The 12,488-nt window shown below is 72.1% G+C and carries 5 protein-coding genes; 2 read left to right on the top strand and 3 right to left on the bottom strand.

Features of this window, described 5'->3' with window-relative positions; genetic code table 11:
• Position 1: 1 nt before the first annotated feature.
• Both ACH4TV_RS08730 and ACH4TV_RS08735 read right to left on the bottom strand, forming a co-directional pair.
• Positions 2–7,345 carry an SDR family NAD(P)-dependent oxidoreductase gene (locus ACH4TV_RS08730; protein WP_398395705.1) on the bottom strand — a complete coding sequence of 2,448 codons (7,344 nt, stop codon included), beginning with the start codon at positions 7,343–7,345 and terminating at the stop codon, positions 2–4.
• Positions 7,346–7,883: 538 nt separating this feature from the next.
• Entirely contained in the window at positions 7,884–9,347 is a 1,464-nt protein-coding gene (locus tag ACH4TV_RS08735) for an MFS transporter (protein WP_398395707.1), read from the bottom strand.
• 156 nt (positions 9,348–9,503) lie between these two features.
• On the opposite strand from ACH4TV_RS08735, the gene ACH4TV_RS08740 reads away from it, so the two are divergent.
• Both ACH4TV_RS08740 and ACH4TV_RS08745 read left to right on the top strand, forming a co-directional pair.
• Positions 9,504–9,959, top strand: a complete 456-nt coding sequence (locus ACH4TV_RS08740) for a MarR family winged helix-turn-helix transcriptional regulator (protein WP_398395709.1) — start codon at positions 9,504–9,506, stop codon at positions 9,957–9,959.
• Positions 9,960–10,146: 187 nt separating this feature from the next.
• Positions 10,147–11,460 (top strand): beta-ketoacyl-[acyl-carrier-protein] synthase family protein, encoded by a 1,314-nt coding sequence (locus tag ACH4TV_RS08745; RefSeq protein WP_398395712.1) that lies wholly within the window; start codon positions 10,147–10,149, stop codon positions 11,458–11,460.
• Positions 11,461–11,519: 59 nt separating this feature from the next.
• On the opposite strand, the gene ACH4TV_RS08750 is transcribed toward ACH4TV_RS08745, so the two are convergent.
• The gene (locus tag ACH4TV_RS08750) at positions 11,520–12,428 is read right to left on the bottom strand and encodes an NAD(P)-dependent oxidoreductase (protein WP_398395713.1); all 909 of its coding nucleotides are present in this window, start codon (positions 12,426–12,428) and stop codon (positions 11,520–11,522) included.
• Positions 12,429–12,488 lie beyond the last annotated feature (60 nt).

Below are 12,488 nucleotides of genomic sequence, written 5' to 3' on the forward strand. Positions count from 1 at the left end.
GCTACCAGCCCGACGAGGTGTAGACGACGGCGTCGGCCGACTCCTCGCCCCAGGCCAGTTCGCGGAGGAGCGCGGCTGTGCCCTCCTCAGGATCGATGAGCTTGACCCCGCGCCGTGCGTACTCGCGCCCGAGTTCGGGGGTCACCATGCCGGTGTGGCCGCCGGTCGGCGCCCATGGCCCCCAGTGCACGGTCAGGGCCCGCTGTCCGCTCCGGGCGGCCCAGGCGGCACCGAGGCTCTGGAGGGCGTCGTTGGCGGCGGCGTAGTCGACCTGGCCCCGGTTGCCGAGGACGGCCGAGATACTGCCGAACAGGACGGCGAAGGAAGGGCTGTTGGGGAGTTGGTCCAGCGCCGCGAGCAGGGTCTCGGCGCCGCTGGTCTTGGTGCCGTACACGCGCCGGAACGACTCGGCGGTCTTCTCGGCGATGAGCCGGTCCTCGATCACCCCGGCCGCGTAGACGACCCCGTCGAGGCGGCCGTGTTCGGCGTGGATCTCCTTGACCGCCTGGAGCGCGGCGTCCTGTTCCCGGAAGTCGACGGAGTGATAGCGGGCCGGGCTGCCGAGGGCCTGGAGTTCGTCGAGGGTGGCCCTGATCTCCCGCTGGGCGAGAAGGAGTTCAGCCTCGCGGTTGATCTCGGCGGGCTTCAGTCCGCCCCGGGCGGCGAGGGCGGCGCGCAGTTCGGCCTGTGTACGGGCGCCTGCCGTGGCCGCGTCCTCCGTCCCCTCCGGTGCGGGTGTCCGGCCGAGGAGTTCGATCCGGCACCGGGAGGCGGAGGCCAGCGCGGCAGCGAACTTCGCGGTGATGCCCCGCGCCCCACCGACCAGCAGCACGACGCTGTCGCGGTCCAGTCCGACGGCGGCGGCCTCTGCGGCGCCGTCCCCGGCGGGCCCGGCGCCGGTGGTGCCGAGGGCGCCCAGCGGGGTTTCGACCAGCTCAAGTCCGTGCCGCCCGGCGGCCGTTCGCAGGACGACCGGGGTCCCGTCGGAGGCGAGCAGTTCGGCCAGCAGGGCGTCGGCGACGGCACCGGCGCCCGTCTCACCGGACCCGAGGTCGATGATCCGCGCGTCCGTCTCCGGGTACTCGCGGGCGATCGTCCGGAAGAGCCCGTGGAGCCCGGCCGACCTCAACTCGCCCTCGTCCAGGGCGCCTTCCTTGGCCACCCGGACGGCGAACAGCCGGCGCGGGCCGAGCCCCAGAGCCGCCTTCAACACGGGGAACGCCTCGGGCAGTACCGGCGGCCGGGACGCGGCCAGCGCGTCGAGATACAGCACCCCGTCGAGCGGTCCGTCGGCCCCGGTCAGCAGATACTCGGCCCCGAGGACCACCGCCTCGGCGCCGTGCCCGGCGAGCCGCGCCGCGACCTCGCGGGCCACCGCGCCGCCGTCGTCGTCACCGAGCAGCGCGAACCGTTTTCCGGCCAGCACGGAGGCGGGGTCGGCGGTCCCGTTCCCGTCCTGCTGCTCCAGGAGCACGGGCCGCAACTGGAACCGCTTCGGCGCCTCACCGGTGACGTCCGGGGATGCGTCGGCTGCCTGGGGCCGCAGGGGCTGCGACTCGGCCGGCTGTTCCTCGGCCTCGGCCGGCCCGGTGAGCCGCGCCGCGAGCCATCCGGTGACCGAGGCGGCCGTACGGGCCTTGGCGAGATCCTCCAACTCGGCGTCGTCGAGCGCGGTGATATCCGCCCCGGCACCCCCGACCCCGAGCCGCTGTGCCAACTCACCGGCGATCTCGGCCCGCTTGATCGAGTCGATACTCAGGTCGGCCTCCAGATCGAGGTCGGGCTCGATCATGTCCACCGGATAGCCGGTACGTTCGCTGATGATCTCCAGCACCACGGCGAGCACATCCGCCTCGCTGAACCCCTCGGCGACCGGCGCGGGAACGGCGGCAAGTGCGGGCGGGGACACAGACGTCGTCAGCCGCGCCGCCAGCCACCCCGTCACCGCAGCTGCTGTACGAGCCTTGGCGAGATCCTCCAACTCGGCATCCCCGAACGCGGTGATATCCGCCCCGGCACCCCCGACCCCGAGCCGCTGCGCCAACTCACCGGCAATCTCAGCCCGCTTGATCGAGTCGATACTCAGATCCGCCTCCAGATCGAGATCCGGCTCGATCATGTCCACCGGATAACCCGTCCGCTCGCTGATGATCTCCAGCACCACCGCCAGCACATCCGCCTCGCTGAACCCCTCGGCGACCGGCCCGGGAACGGCATAGAGCGCGGGCGGCGAAGCGGCCACCGGCACGTGTGCCGCCGCCTGCTGGATCTGGGCCACCTGCGTCAGCTCAGGAGCGGCCGGTCCGGGAATCCACTGGCCCGGCGTCGCGCCGAAGTACGTGAGGAGTACGTCCCGTTGGGCGGCGACCATCTCCCGGCTGGTGCGCAGGAACTCGGAGATCAGCGCGTCCCGGCCACCGGCCCCGGGGGCACCGTCCTGGTGATTCGCGGTCACTGCCGTCGTCTCCACTATGCGTCGGGCCGGTGCGAGGGCACCGGGGAGGAGTTCGCCGGCGGCGGTGCGGACGAGGTGGCCGTCGACCGTCCAGCCGGGCCGCCTGGGCGCCTCGGTCCGGGTCGCGTCGACGGCGTCGCGCCCGTGGAACAGCCAGTCGGTGCGCACCGGCAGCCCCGCGACGGCCAGTTGGGCCAGGGCGTCCAGCCAGCCGTGCAGTCCGCTGTCGGGACGCGGTTCGCAGGCGACTATGCGATGCGGGCGGTCGCCGAGGATCTGTCCGACCAACCGGGTCAGTACGGATCCGGGGCCTGCCTCGACGAAGATCCGGGCGCCCGCCTCGTACATGGCCTCGATCTGGGCGACGAAACCGACCGGGGCGCCGATCTGGGCGGCGAGTTCGGCACGCACCGCGTCGGCGCCGGCGCCGTACGGGGCGGCCGTGCGGTTGGACCACACCGGGAACTCAGGTGTGCGTACCGGCTGTTGGGCCAGCGCCGCCGCGAACCGCTTCCCCGCCCCGGCGACCAGCGGACTGTGGAAGCCACAGGCGACGGGGATGCGCTTCGCGCCGAGCCCGGCGGCGCGCAGCAGCCGTACGGCCTCGTCGACCGCCGCCGCGGGGCCTGAAATGACCGTCTGCTGGGGCGAGTTGTGGTTGGCGACGACGACCGAGGCGGGCGCGTCGGCGGTGCGCAGGGCCGCCGTGACGTCCTCGGCGCCGGCCGACACCGCTGCCATGGTGCCGGGGTCGTCGCCGTTGGCTTCGTCGGCGGCCGAGAGGATCGCGTCGGCGCGTGCGGCGCTGAGGGTGAGGAGGGCCTCCGGGTCGAGGGCGCCGGCCGCGCTGAGGGCGACGAGTTCGCCGTAGCTGTGCCCGGCGGCCATGTCCGGGTGTACGCCTGCCGTGGTGAGCAGGGCGTGGGCGGCGAGGCCGGCGATGCCCAGGGCCGGCTGGGCGACGCGGGTGTCGGTGAGCGCGGCCTTCTGGCGGTCGCGGGTGGCGTCGTCGAACGCGGTGGGCGGGTAGAGGAGGTCGGCGTGGTCGCGGCCGAGTTCCAGGTAGTACTGGAGTTCGGGCAGCGCGACGAACACCTCGGCGAGCATCCCGGTCCGCTGGCTGCCCTGCCCGGGGAAGAGGAAGGCGACCTGACCCGTTTCCTCCCCGGCGCCCTGCGCGAGGTGGATACCGGCGCGCGGATCGTGCTCCCCCGCCAGCGCCCGCCGCAACTGCCCGACCAGCCCGGCGGGTCCGGCGGCAGCCGTCGCCACGACGGCCACCTGTACGGGCTCGTGCCGGGCGTCGGAACGGCGCGAGGCGCCGAGCGCGAGATCCCGCAGCCGCCAGGAAGCCCCCTCGGCACCGGCGCCCGCCCCGCCCGCCACCCCCGTCTCTGCCGCCTTCAACAGATCCTCGATGGCCCGCCGGGCCCCCGCGAGGTCCGCCCCCCGGAACGTGAACAGCTCGGCCGGCCAGGCGTCCAGACCCTGCACGGGCTCAGCCGCGTCGGCGTAGGCCTCCAGCACCACATGGAAGTTGGTGCCGCCGAACCCGAACGCGCTGAGCCCTGCGACGCGTTCGGCCGCCGGAGCCGCCCAGGGCCGCGCCCGGTCGTGGAAGACGAACGGGTTGCTGCCCTCCTCCCAGGCGGAGTTGGGCTTGCTGACGTGCAGCGTGGGCGGCTTGACCCCGGTGTGCAGGGCGAGCACGGTCTTGATGAGGCCGGCCAGTCCGGCGGCGCATTTGGTGTGTCCGATCTGCGACTTGATCGAACCGAGGGCGACGGCGCCCGACTTGGCTCCGGCCTCGCTGAACACCTCGCTCAGGATGGTGAGTTCGGTACGGTCGCCGACCACGGTCCCGGTGCCGTGCGCCTCGACGAGCCCGACCTCGGCGGGCGAGACCCCGGCGTTGCGGTACGCCCGTTGCAGCGCCGCCCGCTGCCCCTCGGGCCGGGGAGCGGTCAGGCCGAGCGACCGCCCGTCGCTCGAACTGCCGACCCCCTTGATGACCCCGTAGATGCGGTCGCCGTCGCGCTCCGCGTCCGCCAGTCGCTTCAGCACGACACACGCGACGCCCTCCCCCAAGGCGATGCCGTCCGCCGAGCTGTCGAAGGCGCGCGAACGTCCGGTCGGGGACAGGGCGTGCACGGAGGAGAAGAGCACGTAGTCGTTGATGCCGTTGTGCAGGTCGGCGCCGCCGCACAGCACGACGTCGCTGGTCCCACCCACCAGTTCCTTGCAGGCCACGTCGACGGCGGCCAAAGACGAGGCGCACGCGGCGTCGACCGTGTAATTGGCGCCGCCGAGGTCGAGGCGGTTGGCGATCCGCCCGGAGATGACGTTGGAGAGCATCCCGGGGAAGGAGTCCTCAGTCAGCTTGGGCAGCTGATCCGCGAGCCCGTCCGGCACCTTGCCGTAGTAGGAAGGCAGTACGGCTCTCAGCGTGCCCGCGTTGGACAGGTCGCTGCCCGCCTCCGCGCCGAAGACGACCGAGGTGCGCGAGCGGTCGAACTCCCGCCCCCGCTCGCCGTATCCGGCGTGCGCCAGGGCCCGCCGGGCGGCTTCCAGCGCCAGCAACTGCACGGGCTCGATGCTGCCGAGCGAGGTGGGCGGAATGCCGTAGGACAGCGGGTCGAAGGGAATCCGGGGCAGGAAGCCGCCCCACTTGGACGTGGTGACGCCACCGTCCCCGTCCGCCTCCGCATAGTGCACGGCGGGGTCCCAGCGGTCGGCCGGCACCTCCCCCACCGCGTCGTGACCGCCGAGGATGTTCGCCCAGAAGGCGGCGAGGTCGGGGGCGTCCGGGAACATGCAGGCCATGCCGACGACGGCGACGTCGAGGGGCGCGGGAGCCGGGGCTTCCTCGGTCTCCTCCCCCGCCCACACACCGAGCCGTTCCCGCAGCTGTGCCGCCCGGCCGGTGAGGAAGTCGGCGGCGCCGCCCGCCACGGAGTGGTGCAGCGCGCCGATGGTCGTGGTCGCCGAGCGCAGTACGGCCACTTCCCCGGCCATGAACATGCCCTCGGTAAGCTGCCGTTGCTCGTCCACGGTCGCCAACTCGCCGTCGGTGTCCCGCTCGATGCCCTTGCTGGCGATGCGCAGCCGGCCGACGTTGAGCCGCTCCAGTTCCTCCCAGATCCGCCGGTCGGGTACCCCGCTCGCCCTCAACTCGGCTTCGATCTCACGGTAGTTGTCGCTGAACGGGCTGGGGACGCACCGGGTGGCGTGACCGGGTGCCGTCTCCAGCAACGCGGTGCCGGTGGCGTCGATGACCTGTTGCTGGAAGAGCGGCTGGACCGCTCCGCAGGCCACGGCCTCCTCGGTGAACAGGTAGGCGGTGCCCATCAGTACACCGACGGCGGCGCCGCGTGCGGTCAGCGGAGCGGCGAGGGCGGCGACCATCGCGGCGGACCGCTCGTCGTGGACGCCGCCCGCGAAGAACACCTCGATCCGCTCGGCGGCCCCCTCTCCGTTCGAGTCCGACCAGTCCTCGATGACGGCGAGTTGGGCCTCCCAGAGCGGAAAGCTGCCGCGCGGTCCGACATGCCCGCCGCACTCGGACCCCTCGAACACGAACCGGCGGGCCCCGGCCTCCAGGAACTGCTTCAGCAGCCCCGGCGAGGGCACGTGCAGGAAGGTGGCGATCCCGGCCCGCTCCAGCGCCTCGGCCTGGGCGGGCCGGCCGCCCGCGATGATCGCGTGCGTGGGCCGCAGTTCCCGTACGGCTTCGAGCTGGGCGTTGCGCAACTCCTCGGGCGCGAACCCGAGGACGCCGACGCCCCAGGGACGGTCGTCGCCGACGGCTTCCCGGGTCTCCGCGAGCATGGTCCGGGTCTGTTCGCCACTGGCGAGGGCGAGCGCGACGAAGGGCAGGCCGCCGCCCCCGGCGACGGCGGCGGCGAACCGCGCCTGGTCGCTCACGCGGGTCATCGGCCCCTGGGCGACGGGGAGTTGGGTGCCGAGGGCCCGGCTCATCGGGGAACCGGCGCGCAACGCACGTACGGGGTCGTCACCTCGTACGGCATCGTGCACCGCATCCGTGAGGGCGCGGACCGTGCGGCCGGTGTCGCCCCAGCGGGCGGCGAAGCGGGCGGCGAGGAAGCCGTCCTGGCCGACCGGGAGGAGCTGGGTGCGGAGGTCCTGGGCGCCGAGCATCGCCGCGACCGCCGCCGGATCGCCGGCCGGTACGGGCGGGGCGTCGGGACCGCGCCGGTGCAGTACCCGGTGGCCGGCCACGACGACCGTCTCCGAGCCGTCCATCGAGCGCAGCGCGGCGGCCGTGGCCTCCGGCAGCGAGGACTCGGCGAGCAGGGCGAGTTGGCTGTCGAGGACGACACCCGCCGCTCCCCCGGCGACGGCGGCGGCAGCCGTACGGGGGCCGATGCCGCCGCGGGCCCAGACGGGGAGGTCGATGCCGGGGTCGGCGAGGAACCGTTGCAGCAGGACGAAGGTGCTCAGCTCGCCGATCCGGCCGCCGCCGTCGCTGCCCCGGGCGATCAGCCCGTGCGCACCGGCGCGGACGGCGGCGAGGGCCTCGTCCGGGTCGGTGACCTCGACGAGGACGCGGTGGTGGGCGGCGACATCACGGACCGGCCAGAGCCCGGCGGGTGCGTCGGAGGCGAGGATCACGGTGTCGGGGCCGCCGTCACCCGCGAGTTCGGCCGGGGTGAGCCGGCAGTGGGGGCCGACCCGGACGCCGTAGCGGGAGCCGGGGGTGGTGAGGCGTCGTATCCGCGCCAGGGCGTCTCTGGCTCTCCGGTCGCCGAGGCCCAGGTCGAGTACGCCCAGGCCACCGGCCCGGCTGACCGCGGCGGCGAGCCGGGCGTCGGACTCTCCGAAGGGGGTGACTCCGATGATCAGTTCAACGGCGCGCACGGCAGACGTCATGATTCTCCGAAATAATCGGTGAAACTGCACGGTGGGGGGTTTTGAGCGGCGCGGAAGCACTTCACTTCAGGGGGGAATCCAACGGGAAGCTAGCGCCGCCATTACTCGCGAGTCAACATGGCGTGGAACTTTCCGTATGCGGCCGATTCCATTCGGCCAGCCCCGCCCGGGCATCGCAAGAGCCGAAAACCCGCCCAATTCCAATCAGTTACGACGTCACCGCAGACCGGGCGATACACCCCTTGGCGTCAGGGAAGTGTCAGACGCCCGGTCGAATTCACTTCTGCCTCACGCCCAGGAAACACGGTCATCAGACGAAGGAAACTTTGTAAATTCTGCATGCACGCACCACAGCGGCCGAATCGGACCGCGGAAGGACACCCTCCGGGCGGACAAAGACCCGCGCTCCGGCGGGGACTGACAGACCATCTAATTCCAGACCCCCTTCCGGTACAAGAGGCATGACACGACGAAACGAGCCGACCTCCCCGGCGGAAACCTGGGGAGGTCGGCTCGTTGCGCGGATGCGTCCTGAGGATCAGGCCTTGGCCTCGGACACCTCGGGGGCGACCTCCGGAACGACCTCGTCGGCCGCTGCCACCGCCGCCGGGCGGACCGGGATGAGGAAGGCGACGACCGCGGCCGCGAGGCCGACACCGCAGCCGATCATCATGGCGGACCGGAAGCCGGCCTCGGAGGGCAGCGCGAAGCCACCGAAGTCGGTGGTCATCTGGGCCATGACGACGCCGATGAGGGCGGCCGAGAACGAGCTGCCGATCGAGCGCATCAGGGTGTTGAAGCTGTTGGCCGAGGCGGTCTCGGACTTCGGGACCGCGCCCATGATGAGGGCCGGCATGGCGCCGTAGGCGAAGCCGACACCGGTGTTGATGACGATGGTCACCGCGAGCAGGCCCCAGGGGGAGCCGGAGCCGACGAGCGGCAGGGAGATGCCGTACCCGATGGCGATGATCAGGCTGCCGACGGAGAGCGTGACCTTGGGCCCGCGGGCGGCGGAGAGCATGGCACCGATCGGCGACATCACCATCATCATGAGCCCGGCCGGAGCCATCCACAGGCCCATGGCCAGCATGGACTCGCCGAGGCCGTATCCGGTCTCCTCGGGCAGCTGCAGCAGCTGGGGGATGACCAGGGACTGGGCGTACATCGCGAACCCGACGAGGATCGAGGCCGCGTTCGTCATCAGCACCTGCGGACGGGCGGTCACCCGGAGGTCGACCAGCGGCTCGGTGTTGCGCAGTTCCCACCAGCCCCAGGCCAGCAGCACGGCCACGGCGACGGCGAACAGCCCGAGGGTGGTGCCGCTGCCCCAGCCCCAGTCGGCGCCCTTCGACACGGCAAGGAGGAGGCAGATCAGCGCGGTGCCGAGACCGATCGCACCGAGCAGGTCGAAGCGTCCGGCGGCGCTGTTCTCGCGCCCCGCGGGCACGAAGACCGCGATCAGCGCGGCGACGGCGAGGGAAAGCGCGGCCACGACCCAGAACAGCACCCGCCAGCTGGCGTTCTCGGCGATCGCCGCGGAGAACGGCAGTCCGAGCGCACCGCCGACCCCCATGGACGCGCTCATGATCGCGATGGACGAACCGAGCTTCTCCGCCGGTACGACGTCACGCAGCAGGCTGATGCCCAGAGGTACGACGCCCATGCCCATGCCCTGGAGCCCGCGCCCGGCGATCATCGGGATCACGGAGGAGGACAGCGCGCAGACGACGGAGCCCAGGATGAGCGGCAGCAGCGAGACGAGCAGCATGCGCTTCTTGCCGTACATGTCACCGAGTCGACCGGCGACCGGGGTCACGACCGCCGCGGCCAGCAGGGTGGCGGTGATCACCCAGGAGGCGTTCGAGGCGGAGGTGTCGAGGATGGTCGGCAGCTCCCCGATCAGCGGGACCACGAGGGTCTGCGTGATCGCGGCCACGATGCCGGCGAAGGCGAGGATGCCGACAACCCTGCCGGAGCCGGCGTCGGGCTTGGGACTGTCCACGGTGATTACTCCTTGGGCAAGACGTCCGGACAAGGTGTCCTGGAGAGGATATGCATGATGCACGAGAAGTGCATCATACATATCATTCGTGAACCCTCTAACTTGGGAGGGGGCCTGCCGGAGGGGAGGCCCGTTCAGGAGCCGAAGGAAACCCGTATGGACAAGCCGGTCGATCTGGTCGAGTTCGAGCTGATGCTGCTGGGCCGGTACATGCATCTGCTCACCCCGAAGGCGCGGGGCGCCGTCGGACGCCTCGACCGCAGCGCCTACCTGCTGCTCAGCCGCATCCAGGTGCAGGGCCCGATGTCGATCGGCGAGCTGAGCGCGGCCTTCGGCCTGGACACCTCCACCCTGAACCGGCAGACCGCGGCGATGCTGCGGGCCGGAATCGTCGAACGCATCCCCGACCCGGCGGGCGGGATCGCGCGCAAGTTCGCGATGACGGAGGAGGGCGAGCAGCGCCTGGCCGCCGACCGCACGGAGAAGCGGGACGGCCTTGCGACGATCATGGACGACTGGACGGAGGAGCAGGTGACGGACTTCGCCGCGCATCTGGCCCGGCTGAACGGCGGCGTGGAGAAGCTGGACGGACGGCCGTGGCCGCGTGACTGACTCCTGAACGGCCGGAACCACGAGCCCCTGAACCGTCGAACCGTCCGATCGCCGAGGACCCGCCACCCCCGAACGCCCGCTCGCCACCCACACGTTCGCACGTTGAAGCATGAACTACCGCTGATCCGGGGAGATGTGAGGTGCGTCGCCGAAGGTCCCGCACCGCACCCGGGAAAGCAGGCCCGCCATGTGCTCGAAGCCGGACGCCCCCCGCACCCCTCACCCCTCCACCAGGCACCCCCGGCGAGTCGTCGTCACCGGCCTGGGCGCCGTCACCCCGCTCGGCGTCGGCGTGCCCGACCTCTGGCGCGGCCTTCTCGAAGGCCGCTGCGGAATAAGGGAGTTGACCGGCACGGAGTTCGCCGGCCTGCCGGTGCGGGTGGCCGGCACGGTCCCCGTGGACCCGGCGGACCTGTTCCCCCGCCCCCAGGCCCGCCGGATGAACCGGGCCGCGCAGTTCGGCTTACTCGCGGCGCGGGAGGCCTGGCGGGACGCGGGCCTCGCCGAAGCCGGTACGACGGCGAGCGGCCTGGACTCGAACCGCGTCGGGGTGTCGGTCGGCGCGATCCTCGGCGACGCGTCGGTCCTGGTGGGCGGCGACCGACGCCTCCGGGACGGGGGCCCGCGCGCGGTCTCCCCCCTCACCACCCCCATGACGGTGCCGTCGCAGACGGCGTCCCAGATCTCCCTGGCCCTGCGCATCACGGGCGAGGCCCGCACGGTGACCAGCGCCTGCGCCTCGGGCACGGAGGCGATCGGACAGGCCATCGACCGCATTCGGTACGGCCATGTCGACCTCGCTCTCGCGGGAGGCGCCGAGGCTGTCGTCACCCCGGCGATCATGGCGTCGTTCGCCGCGATGCGCGCCCTGTCGACGCGCCCCCTCACCGAGGGCTTCGCGTCCCGCCCCTTCGCCAAGGACCGCGACGGCTTCGTGAACGGCGAGGGCGCGGGTTTCCTGGTCCTGGAGTCCGAGGACCACGCACGAGCGCGGGGCGCCCGCGTCTACTGCGAGGCCGCCGGCTGGGGCCTGTCGGCCGACGCCCACCACATGGCGGCCCCCGACCCGACGGGCACCGGCGTGGCCCTGGCCCTCCGCCGCGCCCTGCGGGACGCGGATGCCGACCCCGGGGACATCGTCCACATCAACGCCCACGCCACGTCCACGATCGACGGCGACCTGGCGGAGGCGAACGCCCTACGGGCCGTGCTGGGCACGCTGGGCACCGCCCGCGTCCCCGTCACGGCCCTCAAGGGTCACCTCGGCCATCTCCAGGGCGCCGCGGGCGGAGTGGAGGCGGTGGCCACGGCTCTGACCCTGCACCACGGCACGATCCCCCCGACGATCGGCGGCGCGGCGCAGCAGCAGGACGACGCGATCGGCCTGGACGTGGTGACGGGCGACCCGCGCCCGTTGCCCGTCCACGGCGACCTGGCGCTCAGCAACTCGTTCGGCTTCGGCGGCCACAACGCGGTACTGGCGCTGCGGCGCACGGCGTGACGCCGCTTTGCTCCGGGCGGCACCACGGCTGAACGTACGTTCGCCACTCCCGCGTTCGGTCAGCGCGCCTTTCGGATGCTGTCGATGATGCGGGTCCAGTTGTCGCCGCCGTGTCCGTCCTCGATCGCACGCCGGTAGTGGGCCTGCACGGCCAGGGGGAGCGCGAGGTCGAGGCCGAGTGACGTGCTGGTCTCGACGATGTGGTCGGTCGTCGCACCCATCATGGTGACCGTGCTCAGTTCACCGGGATGCTCTCCGGCGTCCAGCGCGGCGCCGGGCTTCTCTTCGCCGGCCCGCAGAATGTCGCCGATCGAACCGGCGAAGGAGAGCAACTCCGGCAGCGCTTCCTGCGCCTTCACTCCTGCGCTACCCAGCATCGCGGTGGCGTGCATCAGGCCGGACAGGGTGGTGAGGAACATCGCGAGTTGGGCTTGGTACATCATCTGGGCGAGGCCCGGGTCCTCGCCCAGGTACTTGGGTGTGCCGAGCAGTGTCAACGTCGCCAGGTGGCTCTTCATCACCTGGTCGGGGCCGCTGTAGTAGACGGAGGACGCCTCCGTGCCGACCATCGGCGAGGGGACCATGACACCTCCGGTGAGGAAGGTGGCGTCGTGGCCCGCTGCCCAGGTCGCTGCCTCGCGTGTGCGGTCGGGAGTGTCAGAGCTCAGGTTGACCAGCGTCCGGCCGGCAAGCGATGTGGTGGAGCTGCCGAGGACGTCGTACATCGCCTGGTAGTCGGTGAGGCTGAGGATCACGAGGTCGCTCGCTACGACCGCCTCGCCGGGTGTCGCCGCGAGCGTCGCCCCGTCGCTGACGACGCCGTCGGCCCGGCCGGCGGTGCGGTTCCAGACGGTGACCGGGTGGCCGGCCGCGAGGAGGGTGCGGGTCATCGCCTGGCCCATCGGGCCGAGCCCGATCACGGTGACAGGACTGTTCTGCCTGGTGGTGTGGCTCAGTTGTTCGTTCACCTCTCCATCCTCGGAGGGCGCCACTATTCTCGGAAGTACCCACTATTTTCTGCGGTACTT

The sequence above is a fragment of the Streptomyces sp. NPDC020898 genome (genome assembly GCF_044333925.1).
Lineage (GTDB): Bacteria > Actinomycetota > Actinomycetes > Streptomycetales > Streptomycetaceae > Streptomyces.

Coding starts and splice junctions, on each gene's coding strand:
- ACH4TV_RS08730 (WP_398395705.1), bottom strand. CDS start 7,345: ATGACGTCTGCCGTGCGCGCCGTTGAACTGATCATCGGAGTCACCCCC.
- ACH4TV_RS08740 (WP_398395709.1), top strand. CDS start 9,504: ATGGACAAGCCGGTCGATCTGGTCGAGTTCGAGCTGATGCTGCTGGGC.
- ACH4TV_RS08745 (WP_398395712.1), top strand. CDS start 10,147: ATGTGCTCGAAGCCGGACGCCCCCCGCACCCCTCACCCCTCCACCAGG.